The organism is Kluyvera sp. Awk 3 (genome assembly GCF_028069715.1).
In the GTDB taxonomy this organism is placed as follows: Bacteria; Pseudomonadota; Gammaproteobacteria; order Enterobacterales; family Enterobacteriaceae; genus Kluyvera; species Kluyvera georgiana_A.
The window spans coordinates 26,052-52,783 of the sequence record NZ_JANEWH010000003.1 but is presented as its reverse complement, the minus strand read 5'-3'; the positions used below and the strand labels follow the sequence as shown (position 1 = coordinate 52,783).

The 26,732-nt window shown below is 55.4% G+C and carries 21 protein-coding genes and 1 tRNA gene; 15 read left to right on the top strand and 7 right to left on the bottom strand.

Annotated elements, in window-relative coordinates; genetic code table 11:
- Nucleotides 1-86: 86 nt before the first annotated feature.
- Nucleotides 87-749: an OmpA family lipoprotein gene (locus NNN71_RS01475; RefSeq protein ID WP_064541153.1), complete on the bottom strand. Its 663-nt coding sequence runs from the start codon at nucleotides 747-749 to the stop codon at nucleotides 87-89.
- Between the two features lie 211 nt (nucleotides 750-960).
- Here NNN71_RS01475 and NNN71_RS01470 point away from each other — a divergent pair, with 211 nt between their 5' ends.
- Nucleotides 961-3,240 (top strand): molybdopterin guanine dinucleotide-containing S/N-oxide reductase, encoded by a 2,280-nt coding sequence (locus NNN71_RS01470; protein ID WP_442910497.1) that lies wholly within the window; start codon nucleotides 961-963, stop codon nucleotides 3,238-3,240.
- On the opposite strand, the gene NNN71_RS01465 is transcribed toward NNN71_RS01470, so the two are convergent.
- Together NNN71_RS01465 and tag are read right to left on the bottom strand one after the other, a co-directional pair.
- Complete coding sequence (locus NNN71_RS01465; protein WP_163446876.1) at nucleotides 3,203-3,652, bottom strand: N-acetyltransferase; 450 nt, start codon at nucleotides 3,650-3,652, stop codon at nucleotides 3,203-3,205. The two genes, NNN71_RS01470 and NNN71_RS01465, sit on opposite strands and share 38 nt — an antisense overlap.
- On the bottom strand, nucleotides 3,630-4,211 hold the full coding sequence (tag, locus tag NNN71_RS01460; RefSeq protein WP_163446875.1) for a DNA-3-methyladenine glycosylase I: 582 nt from the start codon (nucleotides 4,209-4,211) through the stop codon (nucleotides 3,630-3,632). The genes NNN71_RS01465 and tag overlap by 23 nt, the downstream gene beginning before the upstream one ends.
- A gap of 144 nt (nucleotides 4,212-4,355) precedes the next feature.
- Here tag and NNN71_RS01455 point away from each other — a divergent pair, with 144 nt between their 5' ends.
- The 4 genes from NNN71_RS01455 (at nucleotide 4,356) to NNN71_RS01440 (ending at nucleotide 8,491) form a co-directional block, all read left to right on the top strand.
- Complete coding sequence (locus tag NNN71_RS01455; RefSeq protein WP_271457719.1) at nucleotides 4,356-5,063, top strand: autotransporter outer membrane beta-barrel domain-containing protein; 708 nt, start codon at nucleotides 4,356-4,358, stop codon at nucleotides 5,061-5,063.
- A 162-nt stretch (nucleotides 5,064-5,225) separates the two neighbouring features.
- Complete coding sequence (locus NNN71_RS01450) at nucleotides 5,226-6,428, top strand: L-lactate MFS transporter (RefSeq protein WP_167574853.1); 1,203 nt, start codon at nucleotides 5,226-5,228, stop codon at nucleotides 6,426-6,428.
- Between the two features lie 214 nt (nucleotides 6,429-6,642).
- Nucleotides 6,643-8,334 carry a kdo(2)-lipid A phosphoethanolamine 7''-transferase gene (gene eptB, locus NNN71_RS01445; protein WP_271457718.1) on the top strand — a complete coding sequence of 564 codons (1,692 nt, stop codon included), beginning with the start codon at nucleotides 6,643-6,645 and terminating at the stop codon, nucleotides 8,332-8,334.
- Between the two features lie 80 nt (nucleotides 8,335-8,414).
- Nucleotides 8,415-8,491 (top strand) — tRNA-Pro (locus NNN71_RS01440).
- Between the two features lie 54 nt (nucleotides 8,492-8,545).
- On the opposite strand, the gene NNN71_RS01435 is transcribed toward NNN71_RS01440, so the two are convergent.
- Entirely contained in the window at nucleotides 8,546-9,553 is a 1,008-nt protein-coding gene (locus tag NNN71_RS01435; RefSeq protein WP_271457717.1) for a LacI family DNA-binding transcriptional regulator, read from the bottom strand.
- Nucleotides 9,554-9,715: 162 nt separating this feature from the next.
- Between NNN71_RS01435 and NNN71_RS01430 the strand changes: the two genes are divergently transcribed.
- From NNN71_RS01430 to dppF, 7 genes are all read left to right on the top strand, one after another.
- Nucleotides 9,716-10,840: an aryl-sulfate sulfotransferase gene (locus NNN71_RS01430; RefSeq protein WP_271457716.1), complete on the top strand. Its 1,125-nt coding sequence runs from the start codon at nucleotides 9,716-9,718 to the stop codon at nucleotides 10,838-10,840.
- Nucleotides 10,841-10,897: 57 nt separating this feature from the next.
- On the top strand, nucleotides 10,898-12,223 hold the full coding sequence (locus NNN71_RS01425) for a uracil-xanthine permease family protein (protein WP_163446863.1): 1,326 nt from the start codon (nucleotides 10,898-10,900) through the stop codon (nucleotides 12,221-12,223).
- A 582-nt stretch (nucleotides 12,224-12,805) separates the two neighbouring features.
- On the top strand, nucleotides 12,806-14,413 hold the full coding sequence (gene dppA / locus NNN71_RS01420) for a dipeptide ABC transporter periplasmic-binding protein DppA (RefSeq protein WP_163446861.1): 1,608 nt from the start codon (nucleotides 12,806-12,808) through the stop codon (nucleotides 14,411-14,413).
- A 159-nt stretch (nucleotides 14,414-14,572) separates the two neighbouring features.
- Nucleotides 14,573-15,592 carry a dipeptide ABC transporter permease DppB gene (dppB, locus tag NNN71_RS01415; protein ID WP_064541180.1) on the top strand — a complete coding sequence of 340 codons (1,020 nt, stop codon included), beginning with the start codon at nucleotides 14,573-14,575 and terminating at the stop codon, nucleotides 15,590-15,592.
- A gap of 9 nt (nucleotides 15,593-15,601) precedes the next feature.
- Nucleotides 15,602-16,495 (top strand): dipeptide ABC transporter permease DppC, encoded by an 894-nt coding sequence (dppC, locus tag NNN71_RS01410; protein ID WP_064541183.1) that lies wholly within the window; start codon nucleotides 15,602-15,604, stop codon nucleotides 16,493-16,495.
- 10 nt (nucleotides 16,496-16,505) lie between these two features.
- Nucleotides 16,506-17,489 carry a dipeptide ABC transporter ATP-binding protein gene (gene dppD, locus NNN71_RS01405; protein WP_167574856.1) on the top strand — a complete coding sequence of 328 codons (984 nt, stop codon included), beginning with the start codon at nucleotides 16,506-16,508 and terminating at the stop codon, nucleotides 17,487-17,489.
- Nucleotides 17,486-18,496 (top strand): dipeptide ABC transporter ATP-binding subunit DppF, encoded by a 1,011-nt coding sequence (gene dppF, locus NNN71_RS01400; protein ID WP_271457715.1) that lies wholly within the window; start codon nucleotides 17,486-17,488, stop codon nucleotides 18,494-18,496. Before dppD ends, dppF begins: the two co-directional genes overlap by 4 nt.
- A gap of 931 nt (nucleotides 18,497-19,427) precedes the next feature.
- On the opposite strand, the gene bcsG is transcribed toward dppF, so the two are convergent.
- Genes bcsG through bcsE form a run of 3 tightly spaced genes read right to left on the bottom strand, consistent with a single transcriptional unit; the run spans nucleotide 19,428 to nucleotide 22,850 of the window.
- A complete protein-coding gene (gene bcsG, locus NNN71_RS01395) occupies nucleotides 19,428-21,104 on the bottom strand; it encodes a cellulose biosynthesis protein BcsG (RefSeq protein WP_271457714.1) in 1,677 nt (558 codons plus the stop codon).
- Nucleotides 21,097-21,294, bottom strand: a complete 198-nt coding sequence (gene bcsF / locus NNN71_RS01390; RefSeq protein WP_163446853.1) for a cellulose biosynthesis protein BcsF — start codon at nucleotides 21,292-21,294, stop codon at nucleotides 21,097-21,099. The genes bcsG and bcsF overlap by 8 nt, the downstream gene beginning before the upstream one ends.
- Complete coding sequence (gene bcsE / locus NNN71_RS01385) at nucleotides 21,291-22,850, bottom strand: cellulose biosynthesis protein BcsE (protein ID WP_271457713.1); 1,560 nt, start codon at nucleotides 22,848-22,850, stop codon at nucleotides 21,291-21,293. Before bcsE ends, bcsF begins: the two co-directional genes overlap by 4 nt.
- Before the next feature lie 300 nt (nucleotides 22,851-23,150).
- Between bcsE and bcsR the strand changes: the two genes are divergently transcribed.
- The 3 genes from bcsR to bcsA are packed head-to-tail and all read left to right on the top strand — an operon-like array spanning nucleotide 23,151 to nucleotide 26,728.
- Complete coding sequence (bcsR, locus tag NNN71_RS01380; RefSeq protein ID WP_064541198.1) at nucleotides 23,151-23,351, top strand: cellulose biosynthesis protein BcsR; 201 nt, start codon at nucleotides 23,151-23,153, stop codon at nucleotides 23,349-23,351.
- Nucleotides 23,352-23,360: 9 nt separating this feature from the next.
- Nucleotides 23,361-24,113, top strand: a complete 753-nt coding sequence (gene bcsQ / locus NNN71_RS01375) for a cellulose biosynthesis protein BcsQ (protein WP_163446851.1) — start codon at nucleotides 23,361-23,363, stop codon at nucleotides 24,111-24,113.
- On the top strand, nucleotides 24,110-26,728 hold the full coding sequence (bcsA, locus tag NNN71_RS01370; protein ID WP_163446849.1) for a UDP-forming cellulose synthase catalytic subunit: 2,619 nt from the start codon (nucleotides 24,110-24,112) through the stop codon (nucleotides 26,726-26,728). The genes bcsQ and bcsA overlap by 4 nt, the downstream gene beginning before the upstream one ends.
- The last annotated feature ends 4 nt before the right edge of the window (nucleotides 26,729-26,732 follow it).

The window sequence follows — 26,732 nt, the reverse complement described above, 5'->3', positions numbered from 1 at the left end:
CTCTCGCCTGAAAGTGACAACACCTTAGCGCGAAAATCTGTCTAATCAAGTATTTTGCCGGGTGGAGAGGCCACCCGGCAATGAGATTACTGCATCGGGCTTAAGGTAATTTCTACGCGACGGTTCTGCGCTTTGCCTTCTTCGGTGCTGTTGCTGGCGATAGGATTCGCTGGCCCCATACCGGTGGTACGCACGCGTGCAGCGGCGACGCCCTGGGTGATCAGCGAGCTGGCCACCGAGTCGGCGCGCTGCTGAGACAGCTTCATGTTGAGCTGCTGGCTACCGGTGCTGTCGGTATAGCCGACAACATTCACCGCAGTTTTCTCATACTCTTTCAGTACCATAGCGACGCCGGTTAAGGTGTTGGCGCCTGCTGGTTTCAGAGTGGCGGAGGAGCTGTCGAAGGTGACGTTATTCGGCATATTCAGCACGATATTGTCACCGTTACGAGTGACGCTGACGCCGGTCCCCTGCATTTTTTGGCGTAGTTTCGCTTCCTGCACGTCCATGTAATAACCCACGCCGCCGCCGAGCGCTGCCCCCGCAGCTGCGCCGATCAGCGCGCCTTTACCGCGATCTTTCTTGGAAGACGAGAGTGCGCCAACGCCCGCGCCCACCAGCGAGCCAATGCCCGCGCCGATACCGGATTTACCCACTTCGCGCTCGCCGGTGTATGGGTTTGTGGTGCAGCCTGATATTGCCAGCGCGCCGCTCACGATGGCAGCAATCGCAAATACACGTTTTTTCATCTTAATTCCTTAATGACATTCTTATTTTTCGCCACAGCGACGGTGGCGCGTCATTATGACTGGCGAAATTGCTGAAAATTCTTGGGAACTCTCTGAAATTTGTAAGTAACATTGAATGGCGCAAAACATAACCGACACCACCTGCAGGAGCGCCCATTTGTCTACGCCATCTTCTCCCTATACCGTTTTAACCGCAGCCCACTGGGGCCCTATGCTTGTCGAGACAGACGGCGAGCAGGTGTTCTCCTCACGCGGGGCGCTACAAACGTCGTTTACCAATTCGCTGCAAAGCGTGGTGCGCGATCAGGTGCACAGTAAAACCCGTGTGCGTTACCCCATGGTGCGAAAAGGCTTCCTGGCCTCGCCGGATAGCCCTCAAGGTATACGCGGGCAGGACGAGTTTGTGCGGGTAAGCTGGGATGACGCGCTCGCGCTGATCGATAGCCAACATCGCCGTATTCGTGAAACCTATGGCCCGGCGTCGATATTTGCTGGCTCGTACGGTTGGCGCTCTAATGGTGTTCTGCACAAGGCGGCGACGTTGCTACAGCGCTATATGAGCCTGGCGGGCGGCTACACCGGCCATCTGGGGGATTACTCGACCGGGGCCGCGCAGGCAATCATGCCGCATGTGGTGGGCGGTAATGAGGTGTATCAGCAGCAAACCAGCTGGCCCATGGTGCTGGAACATACTGACGTGGTGGTGTTATGGAGTGCTAACCCGCTGAATACGCTGAAAATCGCCTGGAATGCTTCCGACGAGCAGGGGTTGCCTTATTTTGAACAACTGCGCCAGAGCGGTAAGCGACTGATCTGTATCGATCCGATGCGTTCGGAAACCGTCGACTTCTTTGGCGAGTCGATGGAGTGGATCGCTCCGCACATGGGCACCGACGTGGCGTTGATGCTCGGCATTGCCCACACGCTACTGATCAATAACTGGCACGATAGCGACTTTTTAACGCGTTATACCGCAGGTTTCCCGGTATTTGCTCAATATCTGTTGGGTGAAGGCGATGGCGAAGCCAAAACCGCCGAGTGGGCAGCCGCCATTTGTGGTGTTCATGCCGATAAAATTCGCGAACTGGCAGAAGTTTTCCATAAAAACACCACCATGCTGATGTCCGGCTGGGGAATGCAGCGCCAGCAGTACGGCGAGCAAAAGCACTGGATGCTGGTTACGCTGGCGGCAATGCTGGGGCAGATTGGTACGCCGGGCGGCGGCTTTGGGCTGTCGTATCATTTCGCCAACGGCGGCAACCCGACGCGGCGCGCGGCGGTGCTGGGCTCAATGCAGGGCACGGTGCCGGGCGGCGTTGATGCGGTCGATAAAATCCCGGTCGCACGCATTGTCGAAGCGCTGGAAAACCCCGGCGCGCCGTATCAGCACAACGGTATGGACCGCCACTTCCCGGATATTCGCTTTGTCTGGTGGGCGGGCGGCGCCAACTTTACCCATCATCAGGATACCAACCGGCTGATTCGCGCCTGGCAGAAGCCTGAACTGGTGGTGATTTCTGAATGCAACTGGACGGCGGCGGCACGGCATGCGGATATCGTCCTGCCCGCCACCACCTCCTTTGAGCGCAACGACCTGACCATGACCGGCGACTACAGCAACCAGCACCTGGTGCCGATGAAGCAGGTTGTGCCGCCCCGCGATGAAGCCCGTGACGACTTTACGGTGTTTGCCGACCTCTCTGAGCGCTGGGAGCAGGGCGGTCGGGCGCGCTTTACCGAAGGGAAAAGCGAGCTGGAGTGGCTGGAGACCTTCTACCGAATCGCCGCTCAGCGCGGCGCGAGCCAGCAGGTGACGCTGCCGCCATTTGCGCGTTTCTGGCAGGATAACGCGCTGATTGAAATGCCGGAAAGCGAGCAGAACGCGGATTTTGTTCGCTTTGCTGCCTTCCGCGCCGATCCGCAGGCCAATCCGTTGAAAACGCCGAGCGGTAAAATCGAAATTTACTCCGAGCGTATTGCCAGCTTCCAGTATGCTGATTGTCCGCCACATCCGATGTGGCTGGAGCCGGACGAATGGCATGGCAACGCGCATCCCGGGCAGCTTCAGTTGCTGTCGGCGCATCCGGCGCACCGTCTTCATAGCCAGCTTAACCATACATCTCTGCGTGAACGTTATGCGGTGGCGGGGCGTGAGCCGATTACCCTCCATCCGCAGGATGCGAAGATACGGCAGATTGCCGAGGGCGATCTGGTCCGCGTCTGGAACCACCGGGGACAGGTGCTGGCTGGCGCGGTTGTCAGTGACGGTATTAAGCCCGGCGTGATGTGCCTGCATGAAGGGGCGTGGCCTGATTTCGCGCATGAGGAAGGCGGAATTTGCAAAAACGGTGCGGTCAACGTTCTGACCAAAGATATCCCCAGCTCGCGGCTGGGGAATGGCTGCGCCGGCAACACGGCGCTGGCATGGGTCGAGAAATATGATGGGCCGGTGCTTACGCTAACGGCGTTTGATCCGCCTGCCAACGCATAATCCACGTGGGATGCCGGGTCTCCTCCTGCCACGCGCTGTCTTCAATACGAAAACCCTGCGCGTGGTAGAAATTTACCGCCCGGCTGTTTTTTTGATAGACCTCCAGGCTGAGATCGGCAAAGTGCTGTTTAACGACGTTGAGCAGCGCATGGCCGATGCCTTGACGGATGGCTTCCGGGGCAACAAACAGTGCGCCGACAAAGCGCGATTCAATAACGCTGATGAATCCCTGTAAACGCTGTTGCTCATCTTCCCACACCCAGGTTTCCGCGGCGGGAAGGTAGGTATCGCGCACAATGCTTAAGCTCTCTTGCCAGTACTGGGCGTTAATAAACGGGTGCGCAAAGGTAGTGCTTTCTAACCACAGCTCAAGTAAAGGGTCGAGCTGCTTAGTGTTCCATTTTCTGATCATGCTGAACTCCAGGATGGCAGAAGCAGGTGGTCACATGGTCGTTGACCAGCCCGCAGGCTTGCATGAAGGAATAACAGATGGTGGTGCCCACGAATTTAAAACCACGTTTTTTCAGCGCTTTTGACAGCGCGTCGGAGGCGGGCGTCGACGTCGCGATTTCGCCCAGCGTTGCGGCTTGAGTGACGACCGGGGTGTTATCGACAAACGACCAGACGAAGTCATTGAATGATTCACCGCTGGCCTCCATCGCCAGGAAGGCGCGGGCGTTGCCGATAATCGCCTGAATTTTACCCCGGTGGCGAATGATGCCGGCGTCCAGCACCAGCCGCTCGACGTCTTCTTCAGTCATGGCGGCGACCTTTGCCGGGTCGAAATGGTGGAAGGCACGACGATAGTTTTCACGCTTTTTCAGCACGGTTATCCAGGAAAGTCCGGCCTGCTGGCCTTCCAGGCAGATCATCTCGAACAGTTTCTGGTTATCTCTTTGGGGGACGCCCCATTCGGTATCGTGATACTCGATGTAAAGCGGATCCTGGCTTACCCAACCACAGCGCTGCATTTTCTTCTCCCTGCTTTTGTCGAAATAATAAAACCCTGCACTTCGCTTGACGCCTGTCATAAAGAGACAATAGTTAATACAGGGGACTTTATCCCTGAAAACATAACAATAACTGCCAAAATTGGCTCTTTCTGGAGTCACTTAATGAATAATAAGAAATGCAATGGCCTTTGGCGATGTGCTGCGCCAGCGTCGGTTTTTGTGTGGATGTTAGTATCGCCACACGCGAATGCCTGGCAACAGGAATATATCGTGACTGACTCACAAAGTAATACTGCCGAGCGCTATACATGGGATAGCGATCACCAACCGCGGTACAACGACATTCTGGCGGAACGTATTGATGCCATGCAAACTGGCTCGGGGCTGAATATGAATGTGCCGGACTCGACGCCGCTTGATGCAACCAAAACGATGAGCGTTGGCTGGAATTTCCCGCTGGCGGAGGGCATAACCACTGGGCCAGTCGCGACGTGGCATTATGATGGCTCTCCGGGCTTTATGTGGAATGAATTTGGCGATACCGCCAGCGCCGGTGCGCAGACCGACCCGCTCTGGCACGCAAGCGTAAGCACCCTCGGTTGGCGCCTGGATTCGCACCCGTGGCTGGGCATTCGCCCGTGGGCGCAGGTGAGCTATAACCAGCAGTTTGGCGAGAATCAGTGGAAGGCGCAGTCTGGCCTGAACCGAATGCCGACCACGACGCAGGACGGCAACTGGGTGGATGTGACCGTGGGGGCAGATATGTTACTGAATTCACATCTGGCAGCCTATGCCGCGCTCTCGCAGGCGGATAATATGGCGGCGGGTGCAAACTATCTGTATACCATGGGCGTCAGCGCGCGCTTTTAATCACGCAATATATTCAGCGGCGGAATCATTTTTTTCAATGTCATTCATTCCGCCGCTGATGCATTTCATTCCGTCCTGAATGCATTTCATGCCTTTTTGAACCAGCGAAAATGTTAACTTCGTTATCGTTGGCAGCAGTTAATTCAAGAAGGCATCTTCATCATGAACGCTGCAACTAAAAATCACACTCGCTGGCTGACATTGTTCGGCACCATTATTACCCAGTTCGCCTTAGGTTCTGTCTATACCTGGAGCCTGTTCAACAGCGCGCTGTCCAGCAAACTGGACGCGTCGGTCAGCCAGGTAGCGTTCTCCTTTGGTTTACTCAGCCTGGGTCTGGCGCTCTCCTCTTCCGTGGCCGGTAAACTGCAGGAACGCTTTGGCGTGAAACGCGTCACCATCGCTTCCGGCGTGCTGTTGGGGCTTGGCTTCCTGCTGACGGCACATGCGAACAGCCTGATGATGCTGTGGCTGAGCGCCGGTATCATCGTCGGCCTGGCAGACGGCGCGGGCTATCTGCTGACGCTCTCCAACTGTGTGAAATGGTTCCCGGAACGTAAGGGGCTGATTTCCGCCTTTGCCATCGGTTCTTACGGCTTAGGTAGCCTCGGCTTCAAATTTATCGACAGCCAGCTGCTGGCGACCGTCGGGCTGGAAAAAACCTTTATGATTTGGGGCGCGATCGTGCTGGTGATGATCGTCTTCGGCGCGATGCTGATGAAAGACGCGCCGAATCAGGAAGTCCAGAAACATAACGGCGTGATGGAAAATGACTTCACGCTGGCGGAATCAATGCGTAAACCGCAGTACTGGATGCTGGCGGTGATGTTCCTGACCGCCTGCATGAGCGGCCTGTATGTGATTGGTGTTGCTAAAGACATCGCACAGGGGATGGTGCATCTGGATCTGGCCACCGCAGCCAACGCCGTTACCGTTATCTCCATTGCCAACCTGAGCGGTCGTCTGGTGCTGGGTATCCTGTCTGACAAAATCGCTCGTATCCGTGTGATTACCATTGGTCAGATTATCTCGCTGGTGGGTATGGCCGCGCTGCTGTTTGCACCGCTGAACGAAATGACCTTCTTCGCGGCGATTGCCTGTGTAGCCTTTAACTTCGGCGGTACCATCACCGTGTTCCCATCGCTGGTAAGTGAATTCTTCGGCCTGAACAATCTGGCGAAAAACTACGGCGTGATTTACTTAGGATTTGGTATCGGCAGCATCTGCGGTTCGTTGATCGCCTCTCTGTTTGGCGGCTTCTACGTAACCTTCTGCGTTATCTTTGCCCTGCTGATTATCTCGCTGGCGCTGTCGACCACCATTCGCCAGCCGAAAACGGAAATTCTGCACGAAGCGCACGCTTAACATTATTACTCCTTTCAATAAGATGATTCAGGCCAAATATTTTTGTAAATATTTGGCCTGATCACATCCGCAGCGAATACTTTTCCCCTTTCTTGTTGTCTACTTACCGCGCTTGCAAATGCGGCCCTTTGGGCAAATCGCATAAATTAACTAGTCTACTAATTATTTGATTTGTGACTTGTTTTTTATTTTCCCTTTTTCCAGGGTTTTTCGAATGAGATACATCAAAGCGATGTCCCAGCAAAAGCTCAGTCTTTTGCTGGCGGTATACATCGGCTGGTTTATGAATTATTCCGTGTTGGTTCGTCGGTTCGGGGGGTATTTATCGGACTTCAGTGTCGAGAAAGGGATGTTTATCGGCATTGAGCTGGTGAGTTCGCTGCTGGTGACGTTCTTCCTGTTCCGTCTGCTGTCGCTGGGGGGACGTAGGTTGTGGAAAGTGCTGGCAACGGCCGTGGTGCTGATTTCCGCCGGCGCAAGCTACTACATGACCAACCTGAATGTGGTCATTGGCTACGGGATTATTGCCTCGGTGATGACGACCGATGTCGATCTCTCCAAAGAGGTGGTGGGCTGGCATTTTATCTCCTGGCTGGTGCTCACCAGCATTATCCCGCTGATCTTTATCTGGTTTAACCAGGCGCGGGATACGCTGCTTAATCAACTGCTGACGTCAGGGCAGCGCCTACGGGGTATTGGCATTGTGCTGCTCTGTGCGCTGTTGGTGTGGGGGCCTATTCGCTTGATGGAAGCCCACCTGAAGGACAGCGAGCGCCTTTCACAGGTCGATCTACCAAGCTATGGCGGCGTACTGGCCAACTCTTACCTGCCGAGCAACTGGGTCTCTGCGCTAAGTCTGTACGGTTGGACCCAGGTTGATGAATCGCTGGATACCAGCGATCTTATCGATCCGGCAAAGAAGTTTACCTACGTTGCGCCTAAAGACATTGATGATACCTATCTGGTGTTTATCATCGGCGAAACGACCCGCTGGGATCATATGGGCCTGTTCGGCTACGCGCGCAACACCACCCCGGAGCTGGAGAAGGAGAAAAATCTGGTGGCCTTCCGCGGCTATTCCTGCGATACCGCGACCAAGCTTTCGTTGCGCTGCATGTTTGTCCGTCAGGGCGGGGCGAGTGATAACCCGCAGCGCACGCTGAAAGAACAAAACGTGTTTGCGGTGCTGCATCAGCTCGGCTTTACCGGTGACCTGCTGGCGATGCAGAGCGAACTGTGGTTCTACAGCAACACCATGGCCAACAACATTGCCTACCGCGAGCAGATTGGCGCCGAGCCGCGTAACCGCGGCAAGAGCGTGGACGATATGCTGCTGGCGGATGAAATGAAAAACGTATTGGCGCGTAACGGCGTCGACGGTAAGCACCTGATCATCATTCACACCAAAGGCTCGCACTTTAACTACACGCAGCGCTACCCGCGCAGCTTTGCAAAGTGGACCCCGGAGTGCGTGAACGTGGATGATAAATGCAGCAAAGCGGAGCTGATTAACTCGTACGATAACTCGATCACCTACGTTGACCATTTCCTGGTGAACATCTTTGATCAGTTACGCGATAAGAAGGCCATCGTCTTCTATGCCGCGGACCACGGCGAGTCGATCAACGATCACGAACGTCTGCACGGTACGCCACGCAAGATGGCGCCGCCGGAGCAGTTCCGCGTGCCGATGATGGTCTGGATGTCGGATAAGTATCTGGAAAATCCGGACCACGCCAGGTCGTTCGCATACCTGCAACAGCAGGCGGCGATGAAGCAGCCGAAACGCCACGTGGAGCTTTATGACACCATTATGGGCTGTTTGGGTTACACTTCTCCGGACGGTGGAATCAACGAGTACAACAACTGGTGCCACATCCCCGAGGCGAAAAAATCGGCGCAGTGATGGCTTTCTGGCCGAACAAGGGGCTTTTGTTAAATAAGGGATTGACGAGGGCGGGGCACAGCAGTAAGATGCGCCGCATTCGGTGATTGGCGCAGCCTGGTAGCGCACTTCGTTCGGGACGAAGGGGTCGGAGGTTCGAATCCTCTATCACCGACCAAATTAAAAAAAGCCGCTCTTTGAGCGGCTTTTTTGCGTTTGTAGCTCAGCTCTCTTATCGCGAAGTGGATGCCCGCACGACCAGATCCGGAGTTTTACCCTTGCTGTAGCTGACCTTCTCACCCGCCATAGCGGCAAACAAGAGCGTGATGGCCTGACGCGCCACTTCATCAAGATGCATATTCACTGCCGTCAGTGGCGGTGTGGATTCACGTGCGCGAATACCGTCATAGCGAGTAACCACCCGTATTTGTTCAGGTATGGCGATATCTTGTTCCTGAAAAGCCCGTACCGCGCCGCTGGCAAAGGTATCGATCAGCACCAGCACGCCATCAACGTCGGGATGTTCCTGTAATAGCTGATGTGCCGCGCGGTAGCCGGCATTTTCACCGTCGCTTTCATTGAGCGAGTAGATGACGGGGGACTGCCGCCCTTCACACCAGCGCCGGTAAGCCGCTTTGCTCTCCAGCATTGATGTGCGCTGCATGTTGCCGACAAATAACGCACATTTACGTGTGCCGGAGGACTCCAGATGCGCGAGCAGAATTTGCGCCGTTGCTGCTGAATGCAGTTCAACCCACGGCACAGGCGTGTCGGTCCCCGGCGTGCGGCCAATGGTGACACAAGGAATGCCGGCCTGCGCCAGCGCCTGTAGCTGGGGATCGTTTTCCGCCGGCTCAATCAGAATCGCTGCGTCGAAGCCGACCGCGTCCAGCGGATTTGCGCCCGGTGGCACCAGAATCAAGGCATGCTGTTTTTCCAGCGCCATCATGGCGGAAGTGAGCGCAACCTCCATCATAAATCCCAGCCGGGAGGCGCCGGAGGCAATGGTCAACGGCACCGATGAGAGCAGCGCGATGGTATTGGTTTTGCCGGTACGCAGCTGTCGGGCACGGATATTGGGCGTGTAATTCAGCGCGACAATCGCCTCTTCAATACGCCGACGGGTCTCCGGTTCAACAAAGCGCGTGTTATGCAACGCGTTGGATACCGTTCCTGGCGACACGCCGGCATGGCGGGCGACATCAATCAACTTTGTGCGTTTTTTTTCTTGAGCAGGCATTTGCTTGCAGCCTCCAAAATCTTTTGCACAGATTAACACACTTTTTTGTGCTGACCTTTTACGTTGCTATGCCAGCTGATGAATAAGCTTTTTCAGAAAAAATTCTTCATTAAAACGTTTTAATGGGGTATTTTTACGCAAATTTATCCATCTGGAGGCTACGTGGCACACTTAACTCAGGATCCGACTTTTACGCTTGGACGCCGTCCATCCGGGCTCACCTTTATCGACAAAGAGAAGAGTTTTGGCGGGTATACCCTCTTTGCCCCGCAAACCGCAGAAGGGCGGGTTTATCTGGTTGATGAACAGGGTGAGGTCGCGCATCAGTGGCAGCTGCCGGTACGTGCAGGGCGCGATGCGGTGCTGCTGCCTAACGGTAACCTGGGATATAACGGTAGCCACCGTACCTCCGCAAATCTCTATCCCGCGTGGGATCTCTGGCATGGCGGTGATTTCTACGAAGTGACGCCGGATAACGAAATTGTCTGGCACTATGAAGACATCTTCCATCACCATGATGCGCAGTGGTTGCCGAACGGTAATCTGCTGTATACCGCCGCGTCGCCGCTGCCTGCCGATATCGCTGCCCGTGTGACCGGCGGCGACCCGCGACGTGATGCGCCGGACGGCGTGATTCAGAGCGACGTCGTCAAAGAGGTCAATCGCGACGGTGAAGTACTCTGGGAATGGCGTGCCTGGGAGCATTTGAATCCGGAAGATTTCCCGATTCATGAGATTTTTGACCGTCGCCACTGGCCGATGATTAACGGCCTGTCGGTGACTCGCGATGGCCTGGTGCTGATGAGCCTGCGCACGACGTCTGGCGTGATTGCCGTATCTAAAGAGAGCGGCAAAGTTGTCTGGCACGCGGGGCCGGAAGTGGTGGCGCAGCAACATACGCCGGTTGAAATGGAGAACGGGTCGATTCTTGTTTTTGACAATGGCAACCTGCGTCCGGGCGTGACCTCGCCGCATTCCACGGTGCTGGAGTTCAATCCGCAAACCCACGCCATTACCTGGCAATATCGCGATATCTTCCCGCCGGCCTTCTTCTCCCCCTATATGGGCAGCGCGCAACGTCTGGCGAACGGCAACACCTTTATCTGTGAATCCGCATTTGGTCGTCTGTTTGAAGTGACGCCGGAAGGGGAAACGGTTTGGGAATATATCATTCCGTTCTTCAATGAGTATCCGGAGCACCTGAGCAAAGGCATTATTCCCGGAAAACAGAACAGTGCATTCCGCGCGCATCGTTATGCCGCCGACGCGATTGCCTGGTTGAAATAATCTCTGCCGCCAGTGCGTGCTGGCGGTCATTTTTTTGATGTTTAACGGGAGGCAATCATGCCGCAACCTGGCCTTACCACGCCGGACAACGATGCATTACCCTGGCAAACGACCTTTCTTCTGGCGCTTCAGCATGTGCTGGTCGTCGCCGCGACCCCCATCACTTCCGTTTTTCTGATCGCCAAAGCGCTGCACTTTACCGACGCGGTGACCGCTTCGGTGCTGAGCGCCACGTTTCTGATGTGCGGGCTGGGCGCGATTCTGCAAAGCCTGGGCGTGAAAGGGGTAGGCGCGCGCCTGCCGTTTATCATGGTGCCCGGCGGCGCGCCGATCGCGATTTTTGTCGCTATCGCTCTGCAAACCAATATCCAGACGGCCGTTGGCGCGGTTATCTTAACGTCGTTGTTCTACTTTCTGGCGCTGCCCATTTTCCGCCGCTGCCTGCACCATTTCCCGCCCTTTATTATCGGCATTATGCTGCTGATGGTGTCGATAAACCTGATTCGTCTCTACGGCGGATTGATTATTGGCCAGCCGGGAAGCACGGATTTTGCTCACCCGACCAGCATTATTTTATCGCTGGGGACGATCCTGATTACGCTGGTTTTCGCGCTGGTCTTTACCGGTATTCTGCGCCAGCTTGCTGTGATGTTTGGCCTGCTTGCCGGTACGCTGTTGGGCATGATGCTGGGCAGTGCCGACTTTAGCGGCGTGAGCCACGGCCCGCTGTTCAGCGTTCCGCAATTGTTCCCCTTCGGTTGGCCCATTTTCAACCTTTCCGCTTCGTTGCCGTTGCTGATTTACGCGGTAATTTCTATGGCTGAAGCAACTGGGCAAACGATTGCGACGGCGGAGATTGTTAATTCTACGCAGAACGTCCGTGAAGCGATTCCGCGTACGATTCGCGGCGATGCCATTATGTCGCTGCTGGGGGGGATTTTCGGGACATCGCTAATTATTACCTCCGGCGAAAATATCGGTGTGGTGCGCACCACCAATGTCAAATCACGTTATGTCACCGCCGCAGCAGGGCTGCTGTTGATTCTGATTGCGCTGTTCTCACCGCTGGTACGTCTTGCGACCTGCCTGCCAGGGCCGGTGGTGTGTGGTACGGCGGTGATTGTGTTCAGCATTATCGGGGTGATTGGTATCGATATGATCGCTCGTGAACCGTTGCACACACCGGGCAAAACTTACGCGCTGGCAATGGGGCTGGCGATGGGCATGCTGCCTATTCTGGTGCCGGGTCTTTATCAAAATTTCCCGTCAGGCGTGCAAATGGTGTTTGGTAACGGCATGGCGGCGGGGACGTTGACGGCGATTCTGGTCAACTCGCTGTTTAACTGGAGTGAAAAGCGAAGTCAGGCGCGTGTAAAACCATAAGTTTATGAGAGCGGGCCGTTGGCCTGCTCTTATCCATCTAAAGAACTATTTTCTCACTGTTTGTTCACAATTATGTGACATATTCCATTGTATTTTTATATGCATAGACGAATCTTTTTTCACGCTACTTATGGGTAACCTCAGCATTTTCACCTGTGCGTTTTAACGTTCGCGGCATTAATCGCTCAGATAATCAGCATATCGAAAGAAATTTTTCACATAATGACTAATTGTTAATCACTGAATGTTGCAAAGTATTAAGTGAATAACTCTGCCTTCATGCCCATAGCATAAATTTCTCTGCTGAAAATAGTGCTTCGGGGTTTTTTTAATCTTTGCCCATCCATTCTCACCTTCAGTACAAATCCCGGTTAACTGTATTGACGTTTTCACATTCTATTGACAGATTGTACGGCATGAGGGGCATTTCATGGAGAATCCGCACTGCAACTCAGATGTTCCAGTGAAAGGAATCCCTCGCCTCTATATGCATCGACCCAGCCGGTTAAATAAAAAATAAGGTCAGGCGGTGTAACCCAATGCAAAGGGTAAAAACAACACATATCACATTGGAGCAGAATAATGAGTATTTCCTTGAAGAAGTCAGGGATGCTGAAGCTGGGCCTCAGCCTGGTCGCGATGACCGTTGCTGCCAGCGTACAGGCCAAAACCCTGGTTTATTGTTCAGAAGGCTCGCCGGAAGGCTTTAACCCACAGCTCTTTACGTCTGGTACCACCTATGATGCCAGCTCCGTACCTATCTATAACCGTCTGGTTGAATTCAAAACCGGCACCACGGAAGTGATTCCGGGTCTGGCCGAGAAATGGGACATCAGCCCGGATGGCAAAACCTATACCTTCCACCTGCGTCAGGGTGTGAAGTGGCAGGATAACAAAGAGTTCAAACCGACTCGCGACGTGAATGCCGACGATATCGTCTTCTCCTTCGACCGTCAGAAGAACCCACAGAACCCGTACCACAAAGTTTCTGGTGGCAGCTATGAATACTTTGAAGGCATGGGCCTGCAAGACCTGATTAGCGAAGTGAAAAAAGTCGACGATCATACCGTACAGTTCGTGCTGACTCGCCCGGAAGCGCCGTTCCTGGCCGACCTGGCAATGGACTTCGCCTCTATTCTGTCTAAAGAATATGCTGACAACATGCTGAAAGCCGGTACGCCGGAGAAAGTGGACCTGAACCCAATCGGTACCGGTCCATTCCAGCTGGTGCAGTACCAGAAAGACTCCCGTATTCTGTACAAAGCCTTCCCGGGCTACTGGGGCACCAAGCCGCAGATCGACCGTCTGGTCTTCTCCATCACGCCTGACGCTTCCGTGCGTTATGCCAAGCTGCAGAAAAACGAGTGCCAGGTGATGCCGTACCCGAACCCGGCAGACATCGCGCGCATGAAAGAAGACAAGAGCATCAACCTGATGGAACAGGCTGGCCTGAACGTGGGCTATCTCTCCTTCAACACCGAGAAAAAACCGTTTGATGACGTGAAAGTGCGCCAGGCGCTGACCTACGCAGTTAACAAAGAAGCGATCATCAAAGCCGTTTATCAGGGCGCTGGCGTAGCCGCGAAAAACCTGATCCCGCCAACCATGTGGGGCTATAACGACGACGTCAAAGACTACAGCTACGATCCGGAAAAAGCCAAGGCGCTGCTGAAAGAAGCGGGCCAGGATAAAGGCTTCACCGTTGAGCTGTGGGCGATGCCGGTACAGCGTCCGTACAACCCGAACGCTCGCCGTATGGCTGAGATGATTCAGGCTGACTGGGCGAAGATCGGCGTACAGGCCAAAATCGTGACCTACGAGTGGGGCGAATACCTCAAGCGTGCGAAAGCGGGCGAACACCAGGCTGTGATGATGGGCTGGACCGGCGACAACGGGGATCCGGATAACTTCTTCGCGACCCTGTTCAGCTGCGCAGCGGCGAAAGACGGCTCCAACTACTCTCGCTGGTGCTACAAGCCGTTTGAAGACCTGATTCAGCCGGCGCGTGCGACCGACGACCACAACAAGCGTATTGAACTGTACAAGCAGGCTCAGGTAGTGATGCATGACCAGGCTCCGGCGCTGATCATCGCTCACTCCACCGTATACGAGCCAGTGCGTAAAGAAGTCAAAGGCTACGTGGTTGACCCATTAGGCAAGCACCACTTCGACAACGTATCGATCGAATAATAAAGACGACGCCTTAACAGGCCGCGCATGCTTCCTGCCCCCTTTGGGGCGGGAAGCCGCGCCGTATCTGCGCCTCTCGTGTTGAGAACTGGCGGCAGATTTGTGAGCAATACAGACGGCCTGTGACCAGGCGGGACGTCATTAGAGAGAATCAGGGTTATGTTGCAGTTCATCCTCAAACGGTTGGGTCTGGTGATCCCGACGTTTATCGGTATCACCCTCCTCACGTTTGCCTTCGTGCATATGATTCCCGGCGATCCGGTGATGATTATGGCGGGCGAGCGTGGTATTTCCCCTGAGCGCCATGCCCAGCTGCTGGCTGAACTCGGCCTGGATAAGCCAATGTGGCAGCAGTATCTCCACTATATCTGGGGCGTGCTGCACGGTGACTTAGGGATTTCATTAAAGAGTCGTCTCCCGGTGTGGGACGAGTTTGTGCCGCGCTTTAAAGCGACACTGGAACTCGGTATCTGCGCCATGATTTTTGCCGTCGCCGTGGGGATTCCGGTGGGCGTGCTGGCCGCGGTGAAGCGCGGTTCTATCTTCGATCACACAGCCGTTGGCCTCGCGCTGACCGGCTACTCCATGCCGATTTTCTGGTGGGGCATGATGCTGATCATGCTGGTGTCGGTGCACTGGAACCTGACCCCCGTTTCCGGGCGCGTCAGCGACATGGTGTTCCTTGACGACTCCAACCCACTTACCGGCTTTATGCTGATTGATACCGCAATCTGGGGCGAAGAAGGCAACTTTATCGATGCGCTGGCGCATATGATTCTGCCGGCTATCGTGCTGGGGACCATTCCGCTGGCGGTAATTGTGCGTATGACCCGCTCGTCCATGCTGGAAGTGCTGGGTGAAGACTATATCCGTACCGCGCGCGCCAAGGGGTTAACCCGCATGCGCGTCATCATCGTGCACGCGCTGCGTAACGCGATGCTGCCGGTGGTGACGGTTATCGGCCTGCAGGTTGGTACGCTGCTGGCTGGTGCGATTCTGACGGAAACCATCTTCTCCTGGCCGGGGCTGGGGCGCTGGTTGATTGACGCGCTGCAACGCCGTGACTATCCGGTGGTGCAGGGTGGGGTGCTGCTGGTGGCGACGATGATTATCCTCGTCAACCTGCTGGTAGACCTGCTGTACGGCGTGGTGAACCCGCGCATTCGTCATAAGAAGTAAGGGGCCGTCATGTCACAAGTTACTGAGAATAAAGCACCGGTGCCGATGACCCCATTACAGGAATTCTGGCACTATTTTAAGCGCAATAAAGGCGCGGTGGTTGGCCTGGTGTACGTGGTTATCGTGCTGTTTATTGCCATCTTCGCCAACTGGATTGCACCGTATAACCCGGCGGATCAGTTCCGCGATTCGCTGCTGGCTCCGCCAGCGTGGCAGGACGGCGGTAGTCTGGCGCATCTGCTGGGCACCGATGACGTTGGTCGTGACGTGCTGTCGCGCCTGATGTACGGTGCGCGTCTGTCGCTGCTGGTTGGCTGTCTGGTGGTGGTGCTGTCGCTGGTGCTGGGGATCATCCTTGGCCTGGTGGCGGGTTACTTTGGCGGCCTCGTCGACAACATCATCATGCGTGTCGTCGATATTATGCTGGCACTGCCTAGCCTGCTGTTGGCGCTGGTGCTGGTGGCTATCTTCGGCCCGTCGATCGGCAACGCCGCGCTGGCATTAACCTTTGTCGCCTTGCCGCACTACGTCCGCCTAACCCGTGCCGCCGTGCTGGTGGAGGTCAACCGCGACTACGTAACCGCTTCCCGCGTCGCGGGCGCCGGGGCGATGCGCCAGATGTTCGTCAATATTTTCCCAAACTGCCTTGCGCCGCTGATTGTTCAGGCATCGCTCGGTTTCTCTAACGCCATTCTCGATATGGCTGCCCTCGGCTTCCTGGGGATGGGCGCACAGCCGCCTACGCCGGAGTGGGGCACCATGCTCTCTGACGTTCTGCAGTTTGCCCAAAGCGCCTGGTGGGTGGTGACCTTCCCGGGGCTGGCGATTCTGCTGACGGTGCTGGCATTTAACCTGATGGGTGACGGTCTGCGTGACGCGCTCGATCCCAAACTGAAGCAGTAAGAGGTTCGAGATGGCGTTATTAAATGTAGATAAATTATCGGTGCACTTCGGCGACGAAGGCACACCGTTTAAAGCCGTAGACCGCGTGAGCTATAGCGTCAGTCAGGGCGAAGTCGTTGGTATTGTCGGCGAGTCCGGCTCGGGTAAATCTGTTAGCTCATTGGCGATCATGGGGCTGATTGATTATCCCGGCCGCGTTATGGCTGAAAGCCTGATGTTTAACGGTCAGGATCTGAAGCGTATCTCCGAGAAAGAGCGTCGCAATCTGGTGGGCGCCGAAGTGGCGATGATCTTCCAGGATCCGATGACCAGCCTGAACCCGTGCTACACCGTCGGCTTCCAGATTATGGAAGCGATTAAAGTGCACCAGGGCGGCAACAAACAGACGCGCCGTCAGCGGGCAATCGACCTGTTGAATCAGGTCGGGATCCCGGATCCGGCATCACGACTGGATGTTTACCCGCACCAGCTGTCCGGTGGGATGAGCCAGCGCGTGATGATCGCCATGGCGATTGCCTGCCGTCCGAAGCTGCTGATTGCCGATGAGCCGACCACCGCGCTCGACGTGACCATTCAGGCGCAGATTATCGAGCTGCTGCTGGAATTACAGCAGAAAGAGAACATGGCGCTGATCCTGATTACTCACGATTTGGCGCTGGTGGCTGAAGCTGCGCACAAAATCATCGTGATGTACGCCGGTCAGGTGGTAGAGACGGGGGCGGCCAGCGACATTTTCCGCGCGCCGCGCCATCCCTATACTCAGGCGCTGCTGCGGGCGTTACCCGAATTTGCTCAGGATAAAGCGCGTCTGGCTTCGCTGCCGGGAGTTGTGCCGGGTAAATACGACCGCCCGAACGGCTGTCTGCTGAACCCGCGTTGCCCCTATGCGACGGATAAATGCCGCAGCGTAGAGCCTGAGCTGAATACCGTTGACGGTGCTCGCCAGTCGAAATGCCACTATCCACTCGATGATGCCGGGAGGCCCACACTATGAGTACGCACGAGGCCACCTCGCAGCAGCCGCTGCTGCAGGCAATTGACCTGAAAAAACACTATCCGGTGAAGAAGGGGATGTTTGCTCCTGAGCGCCTGGTGAAAGCATTGGACGGCGTGTCATTTACGCTGGAGCGTGGCAAAACGCTTGCCGTAGTGGGCGAGTCCGGCTGCGGCAAATCGACCCTGGGTCGCCTGCTGACGATGATTGAAGTGCCAACCGGCGGCGAGCTGTACTACCAGGGGCAGGATCTGCTCAAGCACGATCCACACGCGCAAAAATTGCGTCGGCAGAAAATCCAGATTGTGTTCCAGAACCCCTATGGTTCTCTGAACCCGCGTAAGAAGGTGGGGCAGATTCTGGAAGAGCCGCTGCTGATTAACACCTCGCTCAGCAAAGAGCAGCGCCGTGAAAAAGCGTTGGCGATGATGGCGAAAGTGGGTCTCAAAACGGAGCACTACGACCGTTATCCGCACATGTTCTCTGGCGGTCAGCGCCAGCGTATCGCTATCGCTCGTGGTCTGATGCTCGACCCGGACGTGGTGATTGCCGACGAACCGGTCTCCGCGCTCGACGTTTCCGTTCGCGCGCAGGTGCTGAACCTGATGATGGATTTGCAGCAGGAGTTGGGGCTGTCTTACGTCTTTATCTCCCACGACCTGTCGGTGGTGGAGCACATCGCCGACGAAGTGATGGTGATGTACTTAGGCCGTTGCGTGGAGAAGGGCACGAAAGACCAGATCTTCAACAACCCGCGTCATCCGTACACCCAGGCGCTGCTCTCCGCGACGCCGCGTCTGAATCCGGACGATCGCCGCGAGCGCATCAAACTGACCGGTGAGCTACCAAGCCCGCTGAATCCGCCGCCGGGTTGCGCTTTCAACGCGCGTTGCCGTCGACGCTTCGGGCCGTGCACGCAGCTTCAGCCGCAGCTTAAAGATTATGGCGGTCAGCTGGTGGCATGCTTTGCCGTTGACCAGGATGAGAATCAAGAAAAGAGCGTGTAACGTACTGACTATCTTAAAGGCCGCAGAGGTTAAACTTTGCGGCCTTTTTGTTTTCGGGCGCAATTCTGAAAAGGAGTCTCTTCCGGCGAGTTGAAAGGTCGATTGCCGTATTATTGACGGCAAGCCGGGTTTCCCGGTGAGGCGCAATGTTGCGGGGGCTTGATCCCCGGCGGCATGAGTTGCTGAAAAGAGAAAGCCCCCGCACGTTGTTTGGTTTTAACCTGGCAACTTACGAGGGCATCCACATCTCTTCACAAAGACAGGATAGCCGCGAACCGTTGCCATTGCAATGCAGGCGGTTGTATGACGCTCAACGAGGCACTAGTGCTTGCGGTTGTAACCTCCATCGTCGGCCCATTGGTGGTCGCATTGGTACGTCACTTCTTCAGGTTCTAAGCTGACGGGGCGTTGTGGCTGCCGCAGTGGCAACATGCGCCCGAACCGGGCCGTAGGGGAAACTCTGCGGCCTTTTTCGTTGATGCGTCGGGCTGAATTCCGAAAAAGGCATCCGCCCCGCACAGAGTGGCGAGTTGAGGAATTGTTTGCAGTAGTATCAGAAGTAAGCCGGCGTTTCCGGTGAGGCGCAATGTTGCGGGGGCTTGATCCCCGGCGGCATGAGTTGCTGGAAAGAGAAAGCCCCCGCACGTTGTTTGGTATCAACCGGCAACATAACGAGGGCCATTCACTTGCTAGACAACAAGAGGATAGCCGCGAACCGTTGCCATTGCAATACAGGCGGTTGTATGACGCTCAACGAGGCATTAGTGCTTGCGGTCGTGACCTCCATCGTCGGCCCATTGGTGGTCGCGCTGGTACGTCACTTCTTCAGGTTCTAAGCTGACGGGGCGTCGTGGCTGCCGCAATGGCACATGCGCCCGAACCGGGCCGCAGAGGAAGCTCTGCGGCCTTTTTCGTTAACCCCAATGAACGGTTATTGCGGATACGGTACCCAGGCACCGCCGTTCAGGCGCACGTATGGTTTGCCCTGATATTGCACTACCACAGCGTTGGAGTTTTCCGACACGGCGGCAGTCTGCGGCAGGTTGCTGGTCAGCGCGGACCAATCAACGCTGTCTTCGGTGAACAGCTTGCCGTCCACCGCGCGGGCAACCAGCTCGGAAATGGCGAGATAGCTGCTTGGCTGGGTGATGTCGATTGCCGGACCCTGATGCGGCGCCTTCATACCAAAGAATTTGATGGCGGCCGGAACGTGGGTAATCGACGGGCTTGGGATATCGCGCAGGCCGGAAACCTGCATCTTATCGCCTTGCAATGCCGCGCCATGCTCAGGAACGACCACCACCATCACCTTACGACCTGATTTTTCCAGCTCGGTAAAGAAGGCATCCAGTTCATCGAATAGCTTCTGTCCACGGGCTTTATAGTCTGCGGTCTTACTCTGACCCGGATAATGGTTACCGTCGTGCAGCGGCAGAATATTGTAGAAGGTCGCCGAACGGCCACCCACAGGAATATCCGGAGACTGCATCCAGCGATTCAGCGTGGCGAGGTCGTCATACACCGGTGAACCGTCGAATGACAGCAGGTTGACCGGCAGTTTACTCTGATCCATCAGCGGGCTCTGCATGCCGCCGTTTTCACGTACTTCTTTAAGGAAGTCGCCGAAAACACCGTTGTGGTCGAGCATCAGGTTCTGCTTAAAGCCCAGTTTTGAAAGATTATCGAACAGATAGCATTGGTTGCCCGCGGGCTGATACAGGCTGGTGTGTGATGGCTGACCGCAACTGGCGCGCAACAGGCGAATCGCCGCCGGGCCACTGTACGAGGTGGCTGAGTTGAAGTTGCTAAAGCGAATATCAAAGTGCGACCACAGCGGATGTTGCATCAGCGCGGCAGCTTCGAGATCGGAATTTGCCAGCGAGCAGATGTTGATAACCAGCAGGTCAAATGGCTGAGCGTCAGCCGGCAACTCCGTTGGGAAAGTCGTGACGCGCTTACTTTCCGCAGTGTAGAAGCTGTTCAGCCAGGCGTTCAGGTTATCTGATGTCGGCGCGGCGGTTTGTGCCGGAATATCGCTGTTTGTAGCTGCACTTGTGCCTGTTGTTGCCGTTGGCGCAGCCGTGTTGGCGGTTGTCGCCGTCGCATTTTGCCCGGGAGGCCACAGGCTAAACGAGGGACCAAGGAGCGCGTTCAGGTTAATCCACACCATGGCGATGACAACAAATACCGTAATACGAATCCATTGGTTCAGGAACAGCCAGGCGACCAGCAGCACGAAGAAGACGCCAACCATCTGCCAGTTGATGAAACGCGTGATCAGGTCCCAAATGTAATCGGCGCTGAAACCTGCAATTTGCGAGCCCTGGCTCATAATGCTTTCCGGTCCCGGCAGCCAGGTATCGTGCCAGAACAGCGCAAAGCCGATAGGTATCGCAATCCAGTGTCGCCAACGGTGCAGCCGACTGTTGGGCAACGGGAACAGCAGGAAGGCCATAAATACCAGGTTCTGCATGGCGTGAAAATTCAGGTATCCGGCCCACAGTAGGCCAAATTTGACCAGAAAATAGAAGTTCCAGCCGGATAGGCCCCGCCAGTAATGCCAGGAGGAAGAAGGCGTCGCGGTGGCGTTTTGCGTCGAATTAGTCATTTTTTGATTTTGCCCTGACGGCCAGATCCCGGCGCAATACGCCTACTGGCTTAACATAACGGGGTTTAAGAAACATCAAGCGGAAGGCGTTTTCAATCCGACGTTGATGGTGGCGCGTCAGATATCCCAACGGGAAAAAAATAAACGCGCACAGTACCACGAGTTGAATAATATCGCTTATTGACATCATGACGATTTCTCTTCGGTATCGGCGGACAAACGCAGTGGTTCGGGATAACGACGCCAGCCGTTGCCCTCGTAAGTGGCGTTGATGACGTTGGTCGGTTTTGGCGCCATCTGCAGTGGTTTGGTCCACAGTTCTGGCTTCACGTCGCGCATGATCAGCAGTTCGGAGGCAATTTGCTTATCTTCGAACCAAATCATGCGGTTAGAGAAAATATCGCCGGTAGGTAGCGGAAAAATATGGTTCAGCGCTTTGTCCAGGTCATTGACCCGGCAGAACGGCAGGAACAACACCAGACGTTGGTCGGCAATGGTGACGATGTCGCCCATACGGTGAGGGCGACATAGCGTGAGCGCCTGCTCAACGCGAAGTCCCGGCGCCGGGCGCAAAGCGACCATCACCCCTTTGCTGTCGGCGGGGAGTAAGGTGTTGTTGATCACTTTTTGCACCGAGTCGCAGAATACATCCCACTTCTGATAACCCTTCAGCTTCAACGGTTCCGTGTTGGCCAGCAGCGTGCTCAGGTCTTCCGGTACGTGGCGATTGAACTGCTGCGTTTGCACGCTTTCAATCAACGTCAGGCTGCGAGACAGCGGCGCGTTTGCAGAAATTACCAGGTTGGCGCCACAGCTGAGCAGCAGGCGCTCGTCGGTGGCGCGCAGGCTTGCCGTGGTCTCGCGAACGATGATTTTTAATGCGCTTCCGCGCTGGCGACGCAAGGTATGGATATAGTGGGCCAGTTGTTCGACCTGGCTATTCTGGTTGAGCGAGAATATGACCGTTGCGGCCTGGGCGGTGCGCGCGGCATTAAATACGGCGTCGTTGGTTTCGAATAACGTCCAGTGTTCTGACAGCGGCGGTGCGCCTTCAAGAATATTGATATTACTCAGAACTTCTTTTTCATCACTGCGTGGTTGCACGTTGGCAACCTCTTCCTGTGCTAAATGCCAGCCGTTGTCATTTTGTTTAATTAAAAGCTGCTGACGGGCGCTAACGCCTTTTTCATTCGCCCAGTAAGATATATCCAGGAGTTGACTATCACCCTGGTAACGTAAATTTGCGAGGCCGGAAAGTGAACGATATTCACCCAGAAGATGTGATGTTAAGGCATCGGCATTGTTGCCAGGGCTAAGAACTAAAAGAGTGCAATGGTAGTATTTCGCCCATTGTTGAGACTTGTTTACCCAATCGAGAAGTTTTTTCCCCAATATATTTTCCCAGGCGTTGTGGGAACATAAAAGGATAACGAAATAATCTTTGGGCTCCAGCGTGCAGAGTAAATCGCGGCGCATAAAGTGTAGACCATTCTGGCTATCCTGCATGGTAAATAGCGCAATTTTTTTTGGCCCGGAATTATCCCTTAACTCTATGAGGTCATTGGGGTTTCCCCCCATACCGACGACGGCGACATGGGCCGAATCTGGCTGCGCGGAAAGCGTCTGATTTAGCAGGCTAACGGCATCCTCATGGCGGTCAGTATTGATCCACCAGACGCCGCCTGTGGGCATATGGCTCACCTCATCCCACAGCGACTGAATACCTAGCGAAAATATGGGGTTCATCGTGTCCCTCTTATCGACGAAAATCCTGCGTATAAGTTTACTAGTGTCATCGCCAGAATAAACCTAATATTGAAATTAAATAGCATCAGATTTAGCATGTATACTCTAAATAATTCGAGTTATCGTCAGGCGATAAGTGTGTAAATCCCCTGGAAATTGCATAACTATGTGGCTGGAATGAGTAGAAGTGGATGTGCTCATTGCCATCTGAAGTATGATGAGTATAAACGAATTTCATGGAAAGGTTGCCAGTCGAAAGAGGTGGCGCATTCGTACTTTGATTTCAGAGGGAGTAAAGAAATGCCAGATAACGAACCTATGACATCAGTTGATTCGCAACTCGGTTACACTTTCCAGAATGACTTTCTCGCATTGAGCCGAGCTTTCTCTCTACCCAATATAGATTACACTGATATTTCCCAGCGTGAAAAATTAGCTGCGGCGTTTAAGCGCTGGCCGCTGCTATCAGAGTTTGCAGAACAAAAAGCCGAACAAAAATAAGGAAGCCGAATGGCTATTCTGGGATTACAGGGCGTGCGCGGTGGCGTGGGCACAACGTCAATCACGGCGGCCCTCGCGTGGTCATTGCAACTGCTCGGGGAGTCGGTATTGGTTATCGATGCCAGCCCCGACAATATGCTGCGCCTGTCATTTAACGATGATATCGCTCGTGAAAGCGGCTGGGCGCGCGCAGTGCGGGACGGTAATGACTGGCGCGATACCGCGCTCCGCTATACCGCGCAAATCGACCTGCTACCGTTCGGCAAACTGCAACCCGGCGATCGACAAAATGTGGCCGTACTCAGCGACACGCTGTCGATCATCACCGAAATTGTCCAGACGCTGGAGCGTGAGGGACGCTATCAGTGGATACTTATCGACGTGCCGCACGGCTTCTATCCGTGGACGCCTGCGCTTATTGAGGCTTGCCACTATACATTGACCATCGTGAAGCCGGACGCCAACTGCCACATTCGTTTGCACCAGCAGCCACTGCCTGCCAATACCCATATTCTGCTTAACGGCCTGCGCATGAGCAGCCCGCTGCAGGAAGACCTGTATCAGGTCTGGCTGCAAACACAGCGCCATCTGGTGCCGGTGGTGGTCCATCGCGATGAGGCGATGGCCGAAAGCCTGGCCAGCAAGCAGCCTTTGGGCGAGTATCGTCATGACTCGCTGGCCGCTGAAGAGATGATCACCCTCGCCAACTGGTGCCTGATGCACTATGCCGGACATCACCCGGCGGAGGAGCGCGAATCATGATTCGCCTTAGCAGCTGGATATTCGTCCCGTCGGTGTATGCGCAGCTACGTGCGCGCTATATCGGCTATCGGCGTGCTGGCTCTTCCTGGCTCGCCGCAACGCTAGCTTGCCTGTGGGTCGGGCTGGCATGGATGTTTTTGCCGCTAGAAAACCCGCGCTGGCAGGCGCTGCAAGCACGTCAGGATGAGCTGTTTCCGCATATTCGTTTTGCGCGTCCCCGGCCATTAGATCCGCTGCGTTACCTGCTGCAGGCACTGTGGCTCATCATCAGCAAACCGCCGGAAACCCGGCGTGCCGTGGCCTGGCGCCCTTTCGCCGGCGTCGATCGCCTGCGTGAACGCTATAACCAGTGGGCGGAGTCGCTGCCGGGCCGTGTGAACGCGCAAACCGGCCATCTCGACCATAAAAAAGAGCTGGCGCACCTGAACCCAAAACTGCGACGGTTTGTGCTTGGCGTTGCCGTAGTGCTATCGCTGCTGCTGGCGCTGGTTTGTATCACGCAGCCGTTTAACCCGATTTCACAGTTTATTTTCCTGATGCTGTTGTGGGGCGTGGCCCTGCTGGTGCGCCGTATTCCCGGTCGTTTCTCCGCGCTGATGCTGATCGTTCTGTCGTTGACGGTCTCCTGCCGCTACATCTGGTGGCGCTATACCTCGACGTTGAACTGGAACGACCCCGTCAGCCTGGTATGCGGGCTGATTCTGCTGTTTGCAGAAACCTATGCCTGGATAGTGCTGGTACTGGGCTACTTCCAGGTCGTCTGGCCGCTGAATCGTCATCCGGTGCCGCTGCCGAAAGACATGAACGAATGGCCGACGGTCGATATCTTTGTGCCGACTTACAACGAAGATCTGAACGTGGTGAAAAATACCGTTTATGCCTCACTCGGTATCGACTGGCCGAAAGACAAGGTGAAAGTGTGGATCCTTGATGACGGCGCCCGTGAAGAATTTCGCCAGTTTGCGAAAGACGTCGGCGTTGAGTATGTCGCGCGTACCACGCATGAACATGCAAAAGCGGGGAACATCAACAACGCGCTGAAGCTGGCGAAAGGCGAGTTCGTCTCCATCTTCGACTGCGACCACGTGCCGACGCGCTCGTTCCTGCAAATGACCATGGGCTGGTTCCTGAAGGATAAAAAGCTGGCAATGATGCAGACGCCGCACCACTTCTTCTCTCCGGACCCGTTCGAACGTAACCTGGGGCGTTTCCGTAAAACACCGAACGAAGGCACGCTGTTCTACGGCCTGGTGCAGGATGGCAACGACATGTGGGACGCGACCTTCTTCTGCGGCTCGTGTGCGGTCATCCGTCGTAAGCCGTTGGATGAAATTGGCGGTATCGCCGTGGAAACGGTAACCGAAGATGCGCACACTTCGCTGCGTTTGCACCGTCGTGGCTACACCTCAGCCTATATGCGTCTGCCGCAGGCGGCGGGGCTGGCGACGGAAAGCCTGTCGGCGCACATCGGCCAGCGTATTCGCTGGGCGCGTGGCATGGTGCAGATCTTCCGCATGGATAACCCGTTGTTGGGCAAAGGGTTGAAGTTGCCGCAGCGGCTCTGCTACCTCAACGCCATGTTCCACTTCTTATCGGGCGTGCCGCGGTTGATCTTCCTGACCGCGCCGCTGGCTTTCCTGTTGCTACACGCTTACATCATCTACGCCCCGGCGTTGATGATTGCGCTGTTCGTGCTGCCGCACATGATTCACGCCAGCCTTACCAACTCGAAGATTCAGGGTAAATATCGCCACTCCTTCTGGAGTGAAATCTATGAAACGGTGCTGGCCTGGTACATCGCGCCGCCGACCATGGTAGCGCTGTTTAACCCGCATAAAGGCAAATTCAACGTGACCGCTAAGGGCGGCCTGGTGGAGGAAGAGTACGTCGATTGGGTGATCTCAAGACCGTATATCTTCCTTGTGCTGTTAAACCTGGTTGGCGTGGCGTTCGGCATCTGGCGCTATATGTACGGCCCGGAGAACGAAATTCTCACCGTATGGATCAGTCTGATTTGGGTGTTCTATAACCTGATTATTCTCGGCGGCGCGGTTGCCGTGTCGGTTGAGAGCAAGCAGGTGCGCCGCTCGCATCGTGTCGAAATCAAAATGCCGGGGGCGATTTCCCGTGAAGACGGGCATCTGTTCTCCTGTACGGTACACGACTTCTCCGACGGTGGCGTCGGCATTCGTATCAACGGCGACGCTCAGGTGCTGGAAGAGCAGAAGGTGAATTTGCTGCTAAAACGCGGCCAGCAGGAATATGTCTTCCCGACGCAGGTGGTGCGCGTGCTGGGCAGCGAAGTCGGCCTCAAGCTGCTGCCGATGAGCACGCGTCAGCATATCGACTTTGTACAGTGTACCTTTGCGCGCGCGGATACGTGGGCGCTGTGGCAGGACAGCTTCCCGGAAGATAAACCGCTGGAAAGTCTGTTCGATATTCTGAAGTTAGGGTTCCGTGGTTATCGTCACCTGGCCGAGTTTGCGCCGCCGGTGGCAAAGGAAATTTTCCGGTCGCTCACCTTGTTGGTGGCGTGGGTGGCCTCGTTTGTACCGCGTCGTCCGGAACGTGACGCGGTGGTCGAGCATCCGCTATCGGCTTTGGCTCAACAATAATGAT